The following is an 18,561-nucleotide window of genomic DNA, read 5'->3' as shown; positions in this document are numbered from 1 at the left end:
CCTCAGCCTTATTATTATATGTATACTCACCCTTAAATATGCCAAATAATGTAATCCGGGGGCTTACTTCAGAACGAATTTCTGCGGCTGCTTTACCGGTATACATCACCCCTTTTGGCATATGTATATTCTACTGTGTAAATGTGACAGAGTTATGGCAGAAATATAAAGATTTTATTATCTAATTCTTATAAGAAATTGTACAACTATGCAGTTAATTTTCGATATAACGGTCTTCTGCGGAATCTGCCTGACTAGAACAAAGTGGGCAAGCCCACCTCAACTCCCCCCTCACTCATGAGGGGCTTGCACGCTTTGGCGCCGCCGCGATGCCGCTTTGCGGCTATATACCTTATCGCAGCGTGTGCATCCCCCGAAGGGTTTTTATGATATAGGAAATTCCAGAGGAATTACCTATATCATAAAATACAGCAGGATTTTAAAAAATAAAATCCTGCTGCACTGCTACTCTGATATTATATTACGGTAAATGATGTCTTCTCTGCCCGGCCCATTGCTGATCAGAGTGATCGGGTAGCCAATCTCTTTCTCAATAAACTCAATGTAATTACGGCAATTTTCCGGAAGATCTTCATATGACTTAATTCCGCGGATATCCGTTTTCCATCCCGGCAGTGTCTTAAGCACCGGTTTTGCCTTTTCAAGCAGATGGGTTACCGGAAAATCTGTTGTAACCTCACCGTTGATCTCATACCCCACGCAGACTGGAATCTCATCCAGATAGCCCAGGACATCCAGTACGGTAAAGGCCACATCTGTTGTTCCCTGCAGTCTGCAGCCATATTTGGAGGCAACACAGTCAAACCAGCCCATACGTCTCGGACGTCCTGTGGTTGCACCGTATTCACCGCCGTCACCGCCGCGCCGTCTCAGCTCATCTGCCTCATCTCCAAAAATCTCGCTGACAAATGCACCCGCTCCGACTGCGCTGGAATAAGCCTTGCATACCGTGATAATCTGTTTGATCTCATAAGGCGGAATACCTGCCCCTATGGCGCCAAATGCCGCCAGCGTGGAAGAGGAAGTGACCATTGGGTAGATTCCGTGGTCAGGATCTTTGAGTGATCCCAGCTGTCCTTCCAGCAGTATATTTTTCCCGTCTTTCATAGCATTGTAAAGATACAGAGAGACATCGCACACATAAGGTTCTATCATCTCTTTATATTCTTTCAGTTCCTTATATATATCCGCAGGATTGATCTGTGGTTTGTGGTATAGGTGCTCCAGCAGAACATTCTTTTGTTCCGCCACACGCTCAACCTTCTCCCTGAGCAGTTCATCATCAAACAATTCGCTTACCTGAAAGCCTATTTTTGCGTATTTGTCAGAATAAAACGGCGCAATCCCCGACTTTGTGGAGCCAAACGATTTCCCGCCAAGCCTCTCCTCCTCATATGAATCGAAGTTTTTGTGATAGGACATAATAATCTGTGCTCTGTCGGACACAAGAATCTTCGGCTTCGGAACCCCCTGGTCTACAATTGACTGGATTTCCTTAAACAGTACTGGAATATCCAGTGCAACGCCATTGCCGATGATACTGGTTGTATGGTTATAAAATACTCCGGATGGCAGCGTATGCAGTGCAAATTTCCCATAATCATTTATGATCGTATGGCCTGCATTTGCTCCTCCCTGAAAACGGACAATGATATCGGATTCTTTTCCAAGCATGTCTGTAATCTTGCCTTTTCCTTCATCACCCCAGTTAGCACCTACTACTGCTTTTACCATGTCAAACCCTCCTGTGTGTATTATTGCTTATAAGTCACCATTAGCAATCCTTATAAATGAACCACCTAATGAATTATACTATATTTTTCCCAATATGTAAATTATTATTTTACCAAAAAAGGACAGAAAAAAAGGACAGCCCCTCTTACATCGAGGTCTATCCCTTTTTGCCCGGCAATACTTTACATTAAAGGCGCAATCAGCCGGAGTACTCTTCCGCAAATGGCCATAAGCGGGCCGGTCTTGTTCAAGTCCGCTATGGAAATTCTCTGGCATTTTTCCAGAGTTTTCTGGAAATCTGACTCTATCTCTCTGACAACCGGATTGTTGTAAATAAAGACGCCGCACTCAAAATGCAGATACAGGCTCCGATAATCCAGGTTGATGGTCCCCACGGTTGCCGTGTCGTCATCTGAGACAAATATCTTTGCATGTACAAAACCGGGAGTAAATTCATAGATCTGAACGCCTGCTTCTATTAATTCCCGGTAATAAGTCTTGGCAACTGCAAATGCATACCACTTGTCCGGAATATGCGGCATGATTATGCATACTTCTATCCCGCTCTTGGCCGCTCTTGTCAATGTATCGAGCATTTCATTGTCCAGAATCAGGTACGGAGTCATGATATGGACATATTTTTTAGCATGATTCAGAATATGGAAATAGACTTCTTCCCCCACATCTTCGTTGTCGTAGGGACTGTCTCCGTATGGAATCATGAAGCCAAGTTCGCGGTGCAGTTCGGCCGACATGGGTGTTACATAGTTTTTATACTGATCCGGCTTTAGTTCGGTCACATTCCACATCTGAAGAAACAGCATGGTCAGGCTCTGCACTGCATCCCCCTCCAGCATGACCGCAGTGTCCTTCCAATACCCGAAACGAACTTTCCGGTTGATATACTCATCTCCCAGATTGATGCCTCCTGTAAAACCGGTTTTTCCATCTATCACACAGATCTTCCGATGATCCCTGTTATTCTGCGTGGTAGACAGCACCGGACGTATGGGGCTGAACATCTTGCATTGGATGCCATACTTTCTTATCGTTTTAGGATAATTATAGGGAAGAAGGGAAATGCTGCACATTCCGTCATACATGAAACGTACTTCTACGCCCTCCTGCACTTTACGCTTCAGAATATCGAGTATAGAATCCCACATATATCCCTCTTCTACAATAAAGTATTCCAAAAAGATGAATTTTTCCGCCTTCTCCAGACGCTCTAATAAAACGGAAAACTTTTCTTCCCCGCATGCAAAATAAGTTGCTTTTGTATTTCTGTATGTAGGAAACCCAAGCTGGTGCTTCATGTAGTGTGCCAGATTCGCATTGGCAGGCTTGCTCAGACGCAGATCGTCTATGATCTCCTGCTTTTGTTCCATATACTGCCATGTATCCAGTTTCAGCCTGCCGAGGCGTTTTCCGATATATCTGGTACCCAGCTGGGACTTGACATAAAGATAGAACAGGCATCCGAACACCGGAAAAATCAGGATCAAAAGCACCCAGGTCATATTGAATGCCGGATTCCCTCTCTGGTTGATAATATATATCACAATCACGGCGCCCAGAATATTCATGGCACTGTATACGTATACGACATAATCTCTCAGATACGTTGCTATCCCAAGCATCAGCAAAAATTGTACCACTACGAGCAGCAGGATCAAAGCCGTCCGGCTGAATACAATACTGAGCGCCCCTTTCTTCGCCTTTTCTGCAGTTTTATTTTCCATAATCCCTCACACACTCCTCAATTGGCTTATACTTTAACAGTTTAACACATTCTACGGACGAATGGTAGATTAATAGTTACTATTCATAGCTGTGAATCGTAATGATTAATACGTCTGCAGCAGTTTATTTTTTGAGCACAATTTTGAGTACATTGTTGTAATTGCGTCCAAAAAGTATTACAATAGAAAATGAGTTTAGTTATTATCCCATAGAAAGGAGACTTATACATTGAAAAAGTTTTTAAAATGGTTCATAAGTCTTGCAGCTATTGGTTCTGCAATTGGCCTTATCATAGCTTATTTCTGTAAAGGCAGATGCTGTGACGGTAGCTGTGATGACAGCCAGGATGATACAGAAGAGGATGATTTTGACTTGGACAGCGATCTGGAGCCCGTTCCTGACAGGGAATATGTTCCGCTGAACAGAACATCTGATGCTGCTTCCGACAACAAATCGGAAGGAACTGACAAGGAAGAAAAAGGATCTGCCGAAGCTCCTGTCGAAGAAAAAAAATAGATTTCATATCTCACGGAACCTGGACTATTGTCGCAGGTTCTTTTTCTATTTCCACGCCTCATCCAGTATCCTGACCGCTTCCTGTATCTTCTCCTCATTCATATTGGCATAGCCCAGCAGGATGGTCGCCTGTTTTCCCGCCTGCGGTTCTATATAATATTCCGTCAGCCCGTAAACCCTGACGCCCTTTTGGGCCGCCCGAGCTGTCAGCTCTTCTTCTGTCATATGATTATGAAAATGAAGCAGAAGGTGCACGCCGGCATTCTCCCCGGATATTTCACAGCGGTCCTGGAGGCTTTTCAGGCACCCTAAAAGCGTGTCATGTCTGCTCTTATACAAGGCCCTTGTTTTATTCAGATGCCGCTCGTAGTATCCCTCTTCGATAAACTTTTGAAGAATGAGCTGATCTACCTTGGAAACGGTAGAATTTAAAAAACTGCTTTTTTCCTGATACAAGACCAACAGGGATTTGGGAAGCACCATGTAGCTCATTCGGATTGCGGGAGCAATGGATTTTGAAAAGGTGCCCATATATATTACCTTATCACAGCTGTCATATCCCTGCAGCGCCGGGATCGGCTTACCTTTATAGCGGAATTCACTGTCATAATCGTCCTCTATGATATAGCGCCCCTCCTGCTCATTCGCCCATTTCAGAAGTGCCAGCCTTCGTTTGATCGGCATGACGATTCCAAGGGGATACTGATGGGAAGGCATGACAAAAGCTATGTCCGCGTTAGATTCCGTCAGTTTTGTGATCTCCATTCCCCTGGAATCCATATCAACTGTACAGACCTCATAGGAAAGGTTTTTAAACAGCCGGTATGCCTGCTTATAAGTGGGATTTTCCAGCGCCACCTTGTGTTCATGGCCGATGACCGTCGTGAGAAGCATAAGCAGGTAGTCATTTCCAGCCCCTACGATAATCTGTTCCGGCTGGCAGTTCACGCCCCTTGCCTGATGCAGATAGTCACAGATCGCTTCCCGAAGGCCGTATTCCCCCTGCGGCTCACCAAGACGGAACATCTCCGCCCGGTCATCCATCAGGCAGTCCCTGGACAGCTTCCTCCAGGCATTATAAGGAAAGCTGTTCAGATCAACGCCGTTTGGGGTAAAATCATACAAATACCGCTTTTCTTCACGTACGGGTCCTCCCGGGATTCTCTTTTGGCTCTGTTTCAACTGATATAATTCCTCAATCTGCGCTACAAAAAAGCCCCGGTACGGTTCCGATTCCACATACCCTTCCGAGAGAAGCTGTTCGTATGCCAGTTCTACCGTGCTCCGGCTTACTTCCAGATAACGGCTCAGGGAACGGGTGGACGGAAGCTTTTCCCCGCTTTGTATCCGGCCGCTCTGGATGTCCTTTTTTATATAGCTGTAAATCTGCTCGTACAGCGGTATATTCGATTTACTCTGAAGATTTATTGTTAGTTCGTTCATATCATGCCTCCAACACCGGGGCTCCCCGGAAATCCCTATTGCCAAAGGGACAGGTCTGATTAATAGACCTGCCCCTTTCCTGTTTATTTTGGTAATCTAAAAGAACTTTTCAGCGAAACTATACGATTGAATACAAGAGCTTCCGGCTTGGAATCTTTTGCATCTATGCAGTAATACCCGTTTCTGACAAACTGGAAGCTGTCATAAGGTGCCGCATCTTCAAAACTTGGTTCTACAAAACAGTCTTTCACTATAGTGAGAGAATTCGGATTCAGATTCAGTGAACCATCTTCCTTATTGTAAACGCCCTTTTCCTCGTCTACCAGATTCTCATATAACCTCACTTCGGCTTTCACGGCATAGGGAGCCGGAACCCAGTGGATCGTGCCCTTGACCTTCCTGCCCGTGAAACCGCTGCCGCATTTTGTCTCCGGGTCATAGGTGCAGTGGACTTCCGTAATCTTTCCGTTTTCATCCTTCACAAAACTCTCGCATTTTACAAAATAAGCGTGCATCAGGCGGACTTCATTGCCCGGGAACAGCCGGAAATACTTCTTCGGAGGTTCCTCCATAAAGTCATCTCTTTCAATATAAAGTTCTCTGCAGAAGGGAACCTTCCTGCTTCCAAGCTCCTCGTTTTCCAGATTATTTGCCACGTCCAGGTATTCAACCTGTCCTTCCGGGTAATTGTCGATGATCAGCTTAATCGGATCCAGCACAGCCATCATACGCGGCCTCTTCATCTTCAGATCCTCACGGATACAGTATTCCAGCATCGCATAATCCACAGAACTCTGGCTCTTGGATACCCCGCACATCTCAATGAACATCTTAAGGGACTCCGGTGTAAATCCTCTTCTGCGCAGAGCTGCGATTGACACAAGACGCGGATCATCCCAGCCATCTACTATGCCGTCCTCCACAAGCTTCTTAATATACCGCTTGCCGGTCACGACATTTGTAAGGTACAGCTTTGCAAACTCAATCTGTCTCGGGGGCTGTTCAAACTCACATTCCTTTACCACCCATTCGTAGAGCGGGCGGTGATCCTCAAACTCCAGCGTACAGATGGAATGGGTGATTCCCTCGATCGCATCCTCCAGCGGATGCGCAAAATCGTACATCGGATAAATACACCATTTATCTCCTGTGTTGTGATGGCTCATACGGGCGACACGGTAAATAATCGGGTCTCTCATGTTTATATTCGGTGATGCCATATCAATCTTTGCACGAAGGACCTTCTCCCCATCCGCATACATGCCGTCCTTCATATTCTGGAAAAGTTCCAGATTCTCCTCCACCGAACGGTTCCTGTAAGGGCTTTCCTTGCCGGGTTCGGTCAGGGTTCCCCTGTATTCGCGGATCTCTTCCGGTGTCAGGTCACAGACATAGGCCTTTCCTTTTTTAATCAGCTTAACCGCGTACTCGTACATCTGTTCAAAGTAATCGGATGCAAAATACAGATGATCTTTCCAGTCTGCCCCCAGCCACTTAATATCTTCCTTGATAGAATCCACAAATTCGACCTTTTCCTTTGTAGGGTTTGTGTCATCAAAGCGCATATTGAACTGTCCGCCATATTCCTGCGCCAGTCCGTAATTTAAAAGAATAGACTTGGCATGTCCGATATGCAGGTAACCGTTTGGTTCCGGCGGGAATCTCGTACAGACATGGTCATACACACCCTCGGCCAGATCCTTGTCTATCTCCTGCTCAATAAAATTCTTTGAAACTGTCTCGTTTTCCATAGTTTCCTCCTCAAGTAGTAACATTCTGCCAATTATCTTACCATAAAATGTATACCGCGACAAGGACTGCCGCCCAATATTTTCATTTCACTTTCATCGGAAATATGATATACTGTTATGGTTTAAAGCGAAAAAGGAGTGCAAGGGGGTCAGACCCCTCTGCAGAGGGGTCTGACCCCCTTGCACTCCTTTTTCAGATAATTTGGGAGGTTGTTTATGAAAAGAGAAAAATTTGGGTCCCGTCTTGGCTTTATTCTCGTATCGGCTGGATGCGCCATCGGACTGGGGAACGTATGGAAATTCCCGTACATGGCCGGTAAGTTTGGGGGAGCGGCATTCATTCTGATCTATCTGATATTCCTGGCGATCCTGGGTCTTCCTATTATAGTGTGTGAGTTCAGTGTTGGAAGAGCCAGCCAGAAAAGCATCGCCACTTCCTATAACGCCCTGGAACCGGACGGCACAAGGTGGCATTTTACCCGCTGGTTCGCAATCGCCGGCAATTACATACTTGTCATGTTTTACTCCATGGTGGGCGGCTGGATGCTCTACTACTGCTTCCGCATGGCCAGAGGTGATTTTTCCGGTATCGTATCGGAACAGGTGACTGCCAACTATGACCAAATGCTGGCGTCTCCGGGAACTTTGATGCTCTGGACCGTCATTGTCATTCTGATTGCTTTCGGAATCTGCAGTATCGGACTTCAAAAGGGCGTGGAAAAGATTATGAAGGTAACCATGATCTGCCTGCTGGCTATTATGGTGGTTCTCGCAGTCCGTTCTGTTACTCTGAGCGGTTCCAGCGAAGGCCTGCGCTTCTATCTCGTGCCGGATTTTCATAAAATGGTGGAAAACGGAATCGGAAATGTTATTTTCGGCGCCATGAGCCAGGCATTCTTCACGCTCAGTATCGGAATGGGCGGGATGGCTATCTTCGGCAGCTACCTGGACAAGTCCCGTTCTCTGACAGGGGAATCGCTGAGTATCGTAATCCTGGACACTTTTGTAGCGCTGATGGCCGGGCTCATCGTTATACCTGCATGCTTTGCGTTTAACGTAGAGCCCGCCGCAGGTCCCGGACTTGTATTCATCACGCTGCCTAATATCTTCACACAGATGGCAGGAGGCAGAATTTGGGGGTCCCTGTTCTTCCTGTTTCTGTTTTGTGCTGCACTCTCTACGATTGTGGGCGTTTTTGAAAATATCGTGTCCTTTGGAATGGATCTGTTTCATTTCAGCAGGAAAAAATCGGTCGGGATCAATATCCTGCTGATCGCTGCCTTAAGTATTCCATGTATCCTTGGATTCAGCGTATGGTCCGGCTTCCAGCCTCTTGGAACCGGAACAAACATCATGGATTTGGAAGACTTCCTTGTATCAAACAATATCCTGCCGCTGGGTTCCGTTGTCTATCTGCTCTTCTGTACCCATAAAAACGGCTGGGGATGGAAAAACTTCATTCAGGAGGCCAACAGCGGCCAGGGAATGAAGTTTCCTGAAAAAGTCCGGGGCTACATGACCTACATCCTTCCCTGGATCGTAGTCATCATATACCTGAAGGGCTACTATGATATGTTCAGTAAACAAAGCACGGCTATCTTTGTGATTTGGATGCTTATAGCGGTAGCTTTCCTCGCAATGATACTGTTTGTTACGGGCAAAAGGAAGAAAAAGGGGAACGACAGGTAAACGATGCCGGCATATTGGCAGTGCCGGCACCGTTTATACCGCGCATGGTTACTCCTTCAGCCTCCCACGCAGAATCGTCATGGCCTGGGCCACGATTCCTGCGTGGTCCACTGCGATCATCCCCTGCTCGGAGACTGTAAAATGCTCTTCTCTGATCAGGCCCCGCCTCAGCGTGTGTTCTACCACGGCCCTTGTATCAAGACACTTCTCTTTGTTCACAAAATGCAGAATATAGGTCCTTCTGACTGCTTCTTTTTCATTGCTCTCTGCTGCCAGTTCCATCTCCACGTTACACCAGGCCGCATCGGCCGCGTCGTCTCCGGCCTTTATATTGACATCTTTTTCATCCACCATTGCCATGTAGGCTGTCGTTATGACTCTGGTGCGCGGATCCCTGTTATAGGCTCCAAACGTAGCGAACTGCTCCATGACAGGATTTTTCAGACCTGTCTCCTCCATAAGCTCTCTTTTCGCCGTGTCCTCCAGATCCTCCTTCATCTCTATAAAACCTCCGGGCAGTGCCCAGAAGCCAATGCTGGGATGGTTGCTGCGCTTCACCATCAGGATCTTGAGCCCTTCGAGGGATTCCGACAGCGCACCGTCGTGAGAAAATACAACCGCATCCGTTGTACAGCTTGGTTTTTCATATTTATAAGGATCATAGTCCTCCAGAAAGTCCTCCAGCGTCTGTCCCGCCGGATTTTTATCATGGGTCCCGTAAAATGGTGTGATATCTTCCAAAAATGTTGGCATCTGTTTCTCCTCCTGCTGCATTTGCCTGTCTCATATAATTAGTTTGTTCATTCAGGTGATATACTCTGAGCTGTAATAGAAAGACGGAACGAGGATGTTTCCCCGTCCCGTCTTTCTATTATATGAGATTTTATGCTTTCTGTAAACAGCTGCTTTCTTCATTCATTCTCCGGACATGCTCTAGCCGATCTTTACGTATGGGGATGCAATTATGCTGCCGTCCGGATTCACACCGCTGGTGCCGCCGAAGAACCAGAGGTACAAATGGTCCAGCTGATCTTCGTCTGCAACATAGACAAGAGTATATTCTATCTCTTCGCCTGCTGCTATAGGCCGGAAAAATGCAGATTTCAGCCTCTGAATCCCTTCTGTATAATAAATATCGTCAAAATAGAACGGGAAGCTGCTGCCATTATTGGACATCCACTGCATGCCATACCCTTCATTCGCCGCTCTGAAACTATCTGCCGGATAAGCACAGCTGCCGTCTTCTCTCGGAATCAGTGTGGTCAGATCCGGGGCGATTGGAATGCCCATCATCTGATTGCTCTCTGACTGCGTATCTGAACAGTTCTTTGCCTTCATCTTAACAACAACATATTTGGACTGTACGGTTTCAAGCACACCGTCCTGAGATTCTAAACCACCTTCACCAACCGTATACCGATATCTTTCATGGGGTTTCAGCGTCCCGTCTTCCTGCATCCACGGAGACACTTCATCGTAGCGTGCAAAATTCTCCGCCGGATATTCTGACAGCGGCAGCGCGTCCAGGATCTCCACATCCTGCACCGTAAAGCGGACATCATCCACTATACCCTGCTGTACCAGTTCCTCTCCGTCGGCTCCCATAACAAGAGGATCTTTGATTTCCTGTCCGATTTCATAAATATCGTCCGCCGCCACTCCGGCCTGATAGGTCCGGGTACTGTTCTGTTTATCAGCTTCCTGATCAGCTTCTAACTTTTTCAGTTCTTCGTCTGTCATATAGGCAACCGTCTCATCCAGAACCTCAATCTTCAGCCCTTCTGCAACCTTGATTACTTCCTCCGCCGGAAGGTCACTTTCGCTCCACACCATCACGCCGTATCCATACTCTTCATTAAACAGATAAATACGCTTTACCGTCTCCTCGCTGTCTGTGTAAAAACTGTCATTGACGAATACATCGGTCTTCATTCCACTGATATCCAGAGATTCTATGTGGGAATCCTTTGCATAGGACATGAAATCCGCGCCGCCCGTGCGCTCCAAACTGTCCAGATCCGCTGCATTATACGAAATAATGGAGATGGCTCCGCCATTGTCCTCATTATGCCACTTGCCCCCGTATGGGCTGTCCTCTCCGTACAGCGTATACCCATCCGGTATATAGGTAGGCTCCACAGAAATCATATGTGCCTCCTTTTCCCGGTCCACATGAAAACTATAGTTCACAGTGTCTTCCTTTTCCACAAGGTTTGCAGAAAGAAATTTATTAGCCGCCAGGGTAACAACTGACATCCCCGCTGCCATCACCGCAACTGCAGCTACCGCTACCCAGGTACGGCGCTTCTTCGTATACTTCATCGTAACCTTTTTTCCAATTCCGAGCTGCTCATAGGTATCTTGAATCCGTGCCTCTATATTCTCCGGGATTTCAACATCCTGCCGTAAAATTCGTTCTATTTCCTTTTTTGAATATTCGTTCTTCAACTTTGCTACCTCCTTTGAACTGCCACTTCCAGCCCATATACTTTTTCAAACTGCCTGCGCCCCCGGACCAGCCTTGTCTTGACCGTACTCTCTTCCAGTTCCAGTATCTGTGCAATTTCTCTGATCTTGAAACCTTCCGAATAATACAAAAGCAAAACGATCCGATACTTGTCATCCATCTGGTTCATCAGTTCTTCAAATTCATAATTCTGAAGCGCCATACATGTACCCTCCTGTTCCGGAACAGTATTTGAGAGATATTCCCGTTTTCCGGCTCTCAAAATGTCGTTACATTTGTTGATCAGAATACGTATCAGCCATGTTTTAAAATACTTGGGCTCTTTCAGCCTGCCGATATTCTCATAGCATGTAATAATCGTTTCCTGTATGGCATCTGCAATGTCTTCCTGTTTATGCAGGTAGCTTCTTGCAGTCTTGTACATATCCTGCTTTACCAGTTCGATCAGTTCCACAAAAGCTTGATCGTCGTGCTTCTGTGCTCTTTTAATAAGGTATTTCAACAGAAGACCTCCTTCCCCTCATCAATGCCGGCATGATTGTCTTTCACTTATTAGACGTACCGGGACAGCAAATAGTTTCAGACTGCCGCTAAAAATTTATAAATAAGAAACAAATAATTTCTGAAATTTATCGTAATATTACGAAACAACATTAACATTTCGATTATCTTCCAATGTTTGCTAGTTCGTATTCATGTTATTCTATAAAAAAGGGGGATGCCGTTATGAACGATAAATTAGAAAGCCTGTTCAGTGCACATTATGGAGATAGAAATTTTCTGAACAGAAACTGTCAGCATTATTACTGCGATGTCCTATCGATTGCTTCCGCAGGGGAATCGACTGAGTATCTTTCCAGTCCGTTCTGCCATTCACACCATGCTTACGAATTCATGATTCCATACAGCCCTCTTCCACTCATCATATATGAAGACGCTGTGTATATCGGGGAGGCTGGCTGTGTATATCCCGTGCAGAGCGGCCGGATGCACGCATACAGGTACCGCAATTCCAGTATTGCCCATGATAATATTGTAATTGAAAAGGACTTTTTTGAACAGATCCTGCAGGAAAAAGGCTGCTATGGAAAAGAGTTTGATATGAGCTTTGAACTTACGAAAGAAGCCGGAACCTACATACGTTATTTTAAAGAGGAATTTTCTAAACAAAATGACCGAGATTTCTCCAAGCTGATTCATCTCTCGGCCCTTATTGCTTCTGTGTTCACAGATTGCGAATTTAGTAAAAAAAGAGACCGCCTGAAAGCTCCCCCGCAGTATCAAAAGGGAATCTATCAGATAGTCTCTTATATGAACCAGCACTATGCGGATGACCTGCAGGTAGAAACACTGGCGGCCATGTGCGGCCTTTCCCGCACTTATTTTATAACTGCATTCAAGAAAGCAGTCGGGGAAACGCCTTACAATTATCTTTTAAAACTGCGCATCGCCAAATCGCAGCTGCTGCTGGAGAATCCCAATTACTCCATCAAGGAAATCGCCCTGCTGTGCGGTTTTCAAAAGCCTAACACTTTTTCCTCCCTCTTCCGGAATTATACCGGCATGACACCTACCGAATATAAACAAAAACTGCTGCTTCCGTAACATCCCCCAATTAAATCCTCAGCTTCTGAAGTGGGTGTTTCCACACCTGCCGCAGACTATAGCCTATGACATCATTGGTTTCTGCCAGTCTCCTGTCTTTTCTCTCTGCTCCTCGATCTTGGTTCTCACAGACCTACAGAAGACCGGCATAATATGATCCGGACGGCTCTTGCAGACCATGGCACACAGGAACCCTCCCCCTGGAAGTCAGGGAACTCTTGCTTAACTATGCCAAAAAAGTTTCAATGTTGGCAAGCAGTTCTATAAACCGGCAGTCTAATTCTGCCTTTTCCGCCGCACTCTTTGCAGCAAAATCGAATCCTGGAATACCAATCAGCACATGATTTGCAGCGCTCCAGTCCCGTATTAAAATCTGTTCCATCTGTTCCCATCCCTCATACTGTACAAGAAAACAGATCTCCAGATTGTATTTCATATTTTCAAGACACCTGTAAAAATATGGAATCTCTTCCATCTGAAGTTCACGAATAAAATCCAACAGTTCATCAAGGCATTTTCTTAACGGAACAAGATCTTCTCTGTCCAGGCTCTTCATGGTATTACCCCCCTCATTCAAGCCTGCACCGAAAAATCACCCCTGAATCTTTTTGTATTATAGCATAATCTCATGGAAATCACTCTACTTTCCGACATATTATAACAAAAATCGACAAAATGTGGCGTCCGGGAAAAACCACGTATATATCCAGTTATTCCGTACATACTATTAGAAAAAATATCCTTTTGGAGGGTGCCTTAATGAAACCTTTTAACAAAAGAAATAAGCGGCTTTATATAAGTACAATCATCGGAGCCATCTTTGTCTCTGCAGCAGGAACGCTGCTTCATTTCGTCTACGGCTGGACAGGGAATCACTTCATTGTAGGGCTCTTTGCCCCTGTAAATGAATCCACCTGGGAACATATGAAGCTGCTTTATTTCCCAATGCTGTTATACTGTGCCGCGGAATACTTCTTCCTGGCGGGACACTATCAACGGCTGATCCGGGCGGATCTGGCCGGCATACTGGCAGGAACATGGCTGATTCCTGTCGCCTTTTATACTTACACAGGGATTTTGGGCTTCCATACGCTGACACTGGATATACTGACCTTTCTCTTCAGCGTCTTAACCGCATTTTATGTGCGCTGCCACTCCCTTCTATTGCCCGGACATATAGAACATACCCTTTTTGATAAAATATTCAAAACAAAACCAGGGACGAAGTGCCGCGGACTGTCGGGCCCTGCCTTTTTCTATTTCATATGTGTCCTGATAACAGGCGTATGCTTTCTCATCTTCACTTATTACCCTCCTGCAGCCGGCCTGTTCGTTCCCCCCTCCTGATTCGGTCTTCTTTGGGAATCCCATCCCTCAGCATGAAAAGGAGAAAGCCAGCGAAAGCTTCTCCAATTCGGATAAGCTTTCGCTGACTTCCTCTCATGTGCCTTTACTAAATATAAATAATTGTAACTCCGGCAAAGCTCACTTTCCCATTGAGAACCAGGGAAACAGTACCGTCCGGCTGGCATCTTCCCTTCTCGTCAACTCCACCGAATGCTGCGCTCAAGTGATTTACTACCTGCCAGCTGCGTGGAATATAGAGTTCCACTCCACCAAAGGAAACATCCAGCTTAACAGCTGCCTGCCCCTGGGGGACTTCTGCATGGTCAAAGTACACCTTCATGGCGCCGAAGGAACAATGGATACCGGCTCCCCTGAAGTCTTCGGAGTTAATATACTTAATACTGGAGCCAAAGGAGCTTTCCATCCTCATCGCATCCCCGTCTATCGTCTCCACCTCACTGAAGCTGTCGTCAAAGTAGGTACTGTGCTGATGCCAGCTCCGCTCCGGGCGGTACAAAAATGCCGCACCGATACTTCCGAGAAGAGCCGCGCCCAGAACCGTCCATGGGGTCAGCGCCGTAATTCCCAGTGGTTCTGCATAGATAATGCAGAGAAACGCCAGTGAAAACAATACTCCCGGTATGCTTCTGTGGATCGCGCTCTTAATCAGTGTCGCTGCAAAGATCACAGACAGAAGCAGCATCCAGATACTGATCCCCGTATTCAGGATCCCCAGCCTGCTGATGACCAGAAGCACCGCCCCAATGATAAAAAATATTCCCCAGAATAATCGCTCTTTTTTCATGTCTTTACCTCTTTTCTTCCAGCCGGTTGCGAAGCGGCTTGTAATAATATCTGGATACATATACCTGTTTGTGTGTTTCCTTAAACTGGACCACACAGGAAGTGGATACGGAACGGTTGATTGCATAGATGCTTTTCGTGTTCAATATCGTAGACTTGGATACTCTCATGAAATATCCCGGCAGAATTTCCTCCAGTTCATACAAACGGTGCCGGATTTTATAAATGTCATCCGCCGTATGTGCATGGATTGCCTTTCCGTCAGTCTCGAAGAAAAGGATATCGGTAAGCATCAGATAGTACTCTGTTTCTTCTTTGTAGAATACGATCCGCTGCTCCTGCCTGGAGATTTCGCTCAGCGCCTTCTGCACTTTCTGTACCTGGTCATTCAGGCTGCTGCTTCTGATAATGACCTCTTCCTCTGTTAAGTTCTCATCAATTTCAATTCGTATTTTCATCTCATTTCCCTCTCCACGCATTTATCTAACCATAAATAAGCCGGCCTGTAAATATAAATATCGCATGTGGTAAAAAAGGGAAGGCAAGTGGTTAGAAAACGGGTCTCATGTGCCGCTGTAAAATACACGTAGGTTTTTTCAATACCGTCTGGACTTTATCCGGCCTTCAGTATAGAATAAATACTGGATGATTTGTAAAAACGGAGGAATAAAAAAATGAAATTTGTGATACAGAGAGTATCTGAGGCATCAGTAGCAGTGGATGGCAATGTAATTGGTTCTATTGAAAAGGGATATCTTGTACTGATTGGAGTATCCGACAGAGATACCGAGACGACCGCGGACAAGCTGGTTCGCAAGATGACGGGACTTAGAATATTTGAGGATGAGAGTGGTAAGACGAACCTCTCGCTGGCCGACGTGGAAGGCAGCCTTCTGTTGATTTCACAGTTCACGCTGTACGCGAACTGTAAAAAAGGAAACCGCCCCAGCTTCATAGAAGCGGGCCAGCCTGACAGGGCGAATGCCCTCTATGAATATATCATAGAAAAATGCAGGGCATCCGTACCCAATGTGCAGACCGGAAGTTTTGGGGCAGAGATGAAAGTCAGCCTCGTCAACGACGGTCCCTTTACTATTATTTTGGATTCAGAGGATCTGTAGCATACTCCTGCCGCTTAATATTTGCTGATACATCAAGGATGTTCCCGGTTCGCGAATCTTATTCTTTCTCATACCCGTTCTTTTTATAGCAAACGAGGAACAGTACAAAAGCGAGCAAAATTTCCCCAACCAGAACGATCATGTGGAGGGCCTTCATGGTAAATGCGGTTCCGGCTGCATAGGAGTACACCATCTCAGAGACGACTCCTGTGTAAAGGAACTTTGAGATCTTTCCCAGAGAAGGGATGAATGCCGAGCAGCATGCCCAGAATGCAGCTTGTAATACTGGCAAGCGCCGTTGCAAGCAGGTACATGCCCAGAGGAATTAATAAAATCCAGGCGTTTCGTTTCTGTATAGAGTACAATCCGGTGAGTCCGGGAGGACGTCTCAAAACAGATGATATCTTTCAGGGGAATATGACGTACTGAGTCCCCTGTTTTTTCTTGTAAACTATTTCTTATACTTACGGGGGATGGGAGCAGCGTATTGATTCGTTTGGTGGTACGGGAATTACTGCAAAAAAAATACTCCCGATAGGGAGTCTGTTGAAAAGAATGAAAAGCTGTCGAGCGGAATCGAACCGCCGACCTCCGCCTTACCAAGGCGACGCTCTACCGACTGAGCCACGACAGCCTGTGCGCGTTACTTACGCAACGATATTAATATACACTAAACCTAGTCTGATTGTCAACATATATTTGAAAATTTATCAAAAGTCAAATCACTATGCATGGCCTATGATCCATGCCATGCATAGTAACTACCGATTGGATGTACCCAGCAAAAGTAAGGAATAGCCGCCATCCACCTTTGTCAATACTGCTTTTTCTCTATAATCTTTAAGGACGCGAAATAGGAAACCGCAGTCAACAGGATACACCCAACGCCTGCAAACAGCGCCGCCCCTGCAAGGCTTGCAGATGGGAGGCTGTTAATTATAAGAACCAGGTCTATCCCCATCATCCCCAAAAGCTTCACCACGGCAAATACCACCAAAAATACAGCTCCCACCACTCCGATAATTGCTATCCTGCTTTTATCAACTCCGAATTTTAACTGGACAGGCAGTGTGAAATCCAGAAATACAATTGCAATGATCAGATAAAATATCATGCTTATCAAGCTTTCCGTAATATCTGTCCCAGGATGCCGGAGTACGGTAAATACTAATACGATTCCACCTGAAACCACCCATGCCGCAGCAGCGATCAAAATCCCCAGCACATATTTCTCGATGACATACCCTTTTTTGGTAATGGGAAGCGTAAATAAAAACGCTCTTCCATTGTCAAGTTCATCATAACTTATGGTGGTCAGTATAAACATTGTGAAAATGATTGTAATATAATTCATGATAAATAGCAGATTCATATTAGTAAATGCCATCATGATACCAACAATACATATAATATAAAAGAAATTCAGCTGATTTTTTAGTAAACAGAGATCTTTAATTATTAGCCCTTTCATTTTCCTTCACCTCGTATCATCATTGCTATTGTTTCATCAATATTACCGCGTTCAATTGTGGCATCCGGATAATTATCCAGGTAAAACTGTTTTTCATTTGTCAGGCAGCTGTAGCCGTACCCTTCTCTCTTCCTTTTTATGATAAAACGCTTATCCAGCTTCTCATACTGTGCTTCAGTCACCTTGATTACTCCATAGTCACTCAGGAGCCTGTCGGTCTCTTCGTGCATAATAATCCTGCCGTTATGAATCATATAAATGTCATCGCAAAGTCCTTCCAGATCGCTTGATATATGGGAACTGATCAGAATGGAGCCCTCTCCGTCTTCCATATACCCCCGCATCATATCCAACAGCTCATTTCTGGCCATCACATCCAGTCCGACCGTCGGCTCATCCATGATCAGCAGGCTGGCTTTATGCGACATCGCAACCAAAACTTTCAGCTTTGCTTTCATACCGGTAGAAAAATCTTTGATTTTTTTGTCAAATGGAATCTCGAATGTTCTGCACCTTTTTTCAAATTCCACTTTATCAAACCCCGGGTACATACTGGCCATTACCGGAATGATGTCCTTTATACAAAGGTAACCACTGAAACCCGAGTCAGAAAGTACAACACCCAGTTTTTCCCTTTCTTCCGTTCCAATCTTCTTGATGTCTTTTCCGAAAAGTTCGATCTTCCCGCCGTCGATAGCGATTAATCCTAACACCGCCTTAAATGTGGTACTCTTTCCTGCCCCATTCTGACCGATCAGCCCTGTAACACATCCCTTGTGTACCTCCAGAGAACACTGCAGATCAAACTTTTCATAATGTTTTTCAACGTTTTGTAATTTTAATACCATA

At 45.5% G+C, this 18,561-nt stretch carries 19 protein-coding genes and 1 tRNA gene; 6 read left to right on the top strand and 14 right to left on the bottom strand.

Going from position 1 to position 18,561, the window contains the following annotated elements; genetic code table 11:
• Positions 1 to 465 precede the first annotated feature (465 nt).
• Both BN1938_RS19505 and cls read right to left on the bottom strand, forming a co-directional pair.
• Positions 466 to 1,755 carry an adenylosuccinate synthase gene (locus BN1938_RS19505; protein ID WP_050642123.1) on the bottom strand — a complete coding sequence of 430 codons (1,290 nt, stop codon included), beginning with the start codon at positions 1,753 to 1,755 and terminating at the stop codon, positions 466 to 468.
• A gap of 182 nt (positions 1,756 to 1,937) precedes the next feature.
• The gene (cls, locus tag BN1938_RS19500; RefSeq protein ID WP_050642122.1) at positions 1,938 to 3,497 is read right to left on the bottom strand and encodes a cardiolipin synthase; all 1,560 of its coding nucleotides are present in this window, start codon (positions 3,495 to 3,497) and stop codon (positions 1,938 to 1,940) included.
• A 229-nt stretch (positions 3,498 to 3,726) separates the two neighbouring features.
• Between cls and BN1938_RS19495 the strand changes: the two genes are divergently transcribed.
• A complete protein-coding gene (locus BN1938_RS19495) occupies positions 3,727 to 4,014 on the top strand; it encodes a hypothetical protein (RefSeq protein WP_070102496.1) in 288 nt (95 codons plus the stop codon).
• Positions 4,015 to 4,059: 45 nt separating this feature from the next.
• On the opposite strand, the gene BN1938_RS19490 is transcribed toward BN1938_RS19495, so the two are convergent.
• A complete protein-coding gene (locus BN1938_RS19490; protein ID WP_050642121.1) occupies positions 4,060 to 5,457 on the bottom strand; it encodes a MocR-like pyridoxine biosynthesis transcription factor PdxR in 1,398 nt (465 codons plus the stop codon).
• 83 nt (positions 5,458 to 5,540) lie between these two features.
• Positions 5,541 to 7,208, bottom strand: coding sequence for a glutamine--tRNA ligase/YqeY domain fusion protein (locus BN1938_RS19485; protein ID WP_050642120.1), 1,668 nt, complete (start codon positions 7,206 to 7,208; stop codon positions 5,541 to 5,543).
• Between the two features lie 216 nt (positions 7,209 to 7,424).
• On the opposite strand from BN1938_RS19485, the gene BN1938_RS19480 reads away from it, so the two are divergent.
• Positions 7,425 to 8,897: a sodium-dependent transporter gene (locus BN1938_RS19480; protein ID WP_050642119.1), complete on the top strand. Its 1,473-nt coding sequence runs from the start codon at positions 7,425 to 7,427 to the stop codon at positions 8,895 to 8,897.
• Between the two features lie 48 nt (positions 8,898 to 8,945).
• Here BN1938_RS19480 and BN1938_RS19475 read toward each other — a convergent pair whose 3' ends face one another.
• The 3 genes from BN1938_RS19475 to BN1938_RS19465 all read right to left on the bottom strand — a co-directional run bounded on the left by BN1938_RS19475 (position 8,946) and on the right by BN1938_RS19465 (position 11,866).
• Entirely contained in the window at positions 8,946 to 9,650 is a 705-nt protein-coding gene (locus BN1938_RS19475; protein WP_050642767.1) for an NUDIX domain-containing protein, read from the bottom strand.
• Between the two features lie 180 nt (positions 9,651 to 9,830).
• A complete protein-coding gene (locus BN1938_RS19470) occupies positions 9,831 to 11,345 on the bottom strand; it encodes a DUF4367 domain-containing protein (protein WP_050642118.1) in 1,515 nt (504 codons plus the stop codon).
• A 5-nt stretch (positions 11,346 to 11,350) separates the two neighbouring features.
• The gene (locus BN1938_RS19465) at positions 11,351 to 11,866 is read right to left on the bottom strand and encodes an RNA polymerase sigma factor (protein WP_050642117.1); all 516 of its coding nucleotides are present in this window, start codon (positions 11,864 to 11,866) and stop codon (positions 11,351 to 11,353) included.
• A 224-nt stretch (positions 11,867 to 12,090) separates the two neighbouring features.
• Between BN1938_RS19465 and BN1938_RS19460 the strand changes: the two genes are divergently transcribed.
• The gene (locus BN1938_RS19460) at positions 12,091 to 12,969 is read left to right on the top strand and encodes an AraC family transcriptional regulator (RefSeq protein WP_050642116.1); all 879 of its coding nucleotides are present in this window, start codon (positions 12,091 to 12,093) and stop codon (positions 12,967 to 12,969) included.
• A gap of 226 nt (positions 12,970 to 13,195) precedes the next feature.
• Here BN1938_RS19460 and BN1938_RS19455 read toward each other — a convergent pair whose 3' ends face one another.
• Positions 13,196 to 13,525 (bottom strand): hypothetical protein, encoded by a 330-nt coding sequence (locus BN1938_RS19455; RefSeq protein ID WP_050642115.1) that lies wholly within the window; start codon positions 13,523 to 13,525, stop codon positions 13,196 to 13,198.
• 203 nt (positions 13,526 to 13,728) lie between these two features.
• On the opposite strand from BN1938_RS19455, the gene BN1938_RS19450 reads away from it, so the two are divergent.
• Positions 13,729 to 14,316, top strand: a complete 588-nt coding sequence (locus BN1938_RS19450) for a DUF6512 family protein (protein WP_050642114.1) — start codon at positions 13,729 to 13,731, stop codon at positions 14,314 to 14,316.
• A 106-nt stretch (positions 14,317 to 14,422) separates the two neighbouring features.
• Here the strand turns inward: BN1938_RS19450 and BN1938_RS19445 are convergent, their stop codons facing one another.
• Positions 14,423 to 15,121, bottom strand: coding sequence for a LiaF transmembrane domain-containing protein (locus BN1938_RS19445; RefSeq protein ID WP_050642113.1), 699 nt, complete (start codon positions 15,119 to 15,121; stop codon positions 14,423 to 14,425).
• Positions 15,122 to 15,125: 4 nt separating this feature from the next.
• Positions 15,126 to 15,578 (bottom strand): LytTR family DNA-binding domain-containing protein, encoded by a 453-nt coding sequence (locus BN1938_RS19440; RefSeq protein ID WP_050642112.1) that lies wholly within the window; start codon positions 15,576 to 15,578, stop codon positions 15,126 to 15,128.
• Between the two features lie 216 nt (positions 15,579 to 15,794).
• Here BN1938_RS19440 and dtd point away from each other — a divergent pair, with 216 nt between their 5' ends.
• Positions 15,795 to 16,241, top strand: a complete 447-nt coding sequence (dtd, locus tag BN1938_RS19435) for a D-aminoacyl-tRNA deacylase (RefSeq protein WP_050642111.1) — start codon at positions 15,795 to 15,797, stop codon at positions 16,239 to 16,241.
• 58 nt (positions 16,242 to 16,299) lie between these two features.
• Here dtd and BN1938_RS24100 read toward each other — a convergent pair whose 3' ends face one another.
• Positions 16,300 to 16,434 carry a hypothetical protein gene (locus tag BN1938_RS24100; protein ID WP_255350421.1) on the bottom strand — a complete coding sequence of 45 codons (135 nt, stop codon included), beginning with the start codon at positions 16,432 to 16,434 and terminating at the stop codon, positions 16,300 to 16,302.
• A 56-nt stretch (positions 16,435 to 16,490) separates the two neighbouring features.
• On the opposite strand from BN1938_RS24100, the gene BN1938_RS19430 reads away from it, so the two are divergent.
• Positions 16,491 to 16,670, top strand: a complete 180-nt coding sequence (locus BN1938_RS19430; protein WP_050642110.1) for a hypothetical protein — start codon at positions 16,491 to 16,493, stop codon at positions 16,668 to 16,670.
• 132 nt (positions 16,671 to 16,802) lie between these two features.
• On the opposite strand, the gene BN1938_RS19425 is transcribed toward BN1938_RS19430, so the two are convergent.
• From BN1938_RS19425 to BN1938_RS19415, 3 genes are all read right to left on the bottom strand, one after another.
• Positions 16,803 to 16,875 (bottom strand) — tRNA-Thr (locus BN1938_RS19425).
• Positions 16,876 to 17,055: 180 nt separating this feature from the next.
• Positions 17,056 to 17,712 (bottom strand): ABC-2 transporter permease, encoded by a 657-nt coding sequence (locus BN1938_RS19420; protein ID WP_050642109.1) that lies wholly within the window; start codon positions 17,710 to 17,712, stop codon positions 17,056 to 17,058.
• Entirely contained in the window at positions 17,709 to 18,560 is an 852-nt protein-coding gene (locus tag BN1938_RS19415) for an ATP-binding cassette domain-containing protein (protein ID WP_050642108.1), read from the bottom strand. Before BN1938_RS19415 ends, BN1938_RS19420 begins: the two co-directional genes overlap by 4 nt.
• Position 18,561 lies beyond the last annotated feature (1 nt).

It is taken from the genome of Eubacterium sp. SB2 (assembly GCF_001244405.1).
In the GTDB taxonomy this organism is placed as follows: domain Bacteria; phylum Bacillota; class Clostridia; order Lachnospirales; family Lachnospiraceae; genus Faecalicatena; species Faecalicatena contortus_B.
The sequence above is the reverse complement of the archived record's forward strand: the minus strand, read 5'-3'. Positions and strand labels throughout refer to the sequence as shown.

Bases quoted from the DNA above. Each gene is read 5' to 3' on its own strand.
- BN1938_RS19505 (WP_050642123.1), bottom strand. From the start codon at position 1,755: ATGGTAAAAGCAGTAGTAGGTGCTAACTGGGGTGATGAAGGAAAAGGC.
- cls (WP_050642122.1), bottom strand. From the start codon at position 3,497: ATGGAAAATAAAACTGCAGAAAAGGCGAAGAAAGGGGCGCTCAGTATT.
- BN1938_RS19490 (WP_050642121.1), bottom strand. From the start codon at position 5,457: ATGAACGAACTAACAATAAATCTTCAGAGTAAATCGAATATACCGCTG.
- BN1938_RS19485 (WP_050642120.1), bottom strand. From the start codon at position 7,208: ATGGAAAACGAGACAGTTTCAAAGAATTTTATTGAGCAGGAGATAGAC.
- BN1938_RS19480 (WP_050642119.1), top strand. From the start codon at position 7,425: ATGAAAAGAGAAAAATTTGGGTCCCGTCTTGGCTTTATTCTCGTATCG.
- BN1938_RS19475 (WP_050642767.1), bottom strand. From the start codon at position 9,650: ATGCCAACATTTTTGGAAGATATCACACCATTTTACGGGACCCATGAT.
- BN1938_RS19460 (WP_050642116.1), top strand. From the start codon at position 12,091: ATGAACGATAAATTAGAAAGCCTGTTCAGTGCACATTATGGAGATAGA.
- BN1938_RS19455 (WP_050642115.1), bottom strand. From the start codon at position 13,525: ATGAAGAGCCTGGACAGAGAAGATCTTGTTCCGTTAAGAAAATGCCTT.
- BN1938_RS19450 (WP_050642114.1), top strand. From the start codon at position 13,729: ATGAAACCTTTTAACAAAAGAAATAAGCGGCTTTATATAAGTACAATC.
- BN1938_RS19445 (WP_050642113.1), bottom strand. From the start codon at position 15,121: ATGAAAAAAGAGCGATTATTCTGGGGAATATTTTTTATCATTGGGGCG.
- BN1938_RS19440 (WP_050642112.1), bottom strand. From the start codon at position 15,578: ATGAAAATACGAATTGAAATTGATGAGAACTTAACAGAGGAAGAGGTC.
- dtd (WP_050642111.1), top strand. From the start codon at position 15,795: ATGAAATTTGTGATACAGAGAGTATCTGAGGCATCAGTAGCAGTGGAT.
- BN1938_RS24100 (WP_255350421.1), bottom strand. From the start codon at position 16,434: ATGGTGTACTCCTATGCAGCCGGAACCGCATTTACCATGAAGGCCCTC.
- BN1938_RS19430 (WP_050642110.1), top strand. From the start codon at position 16,491: ATGCCGAGCAGCATGCCCAGAATGCAGCTTGTAATACTGGCAAGCGCC.
- BN1938_RS19420 (WP_050642109.1), bottom strand. From the start codon at position 17,712: ATGAAAGGGCTAATAATTAAAGATCTCTGTTTACTAAAAAATCAGCTG.
- BN1938_RS19415 (WP_050642108.1), bottom strand. From the start codon at position 18,560: ATGGTATTAAAATTACAAAACGTTGAAAAACATTATGAAAAGTTTGAT.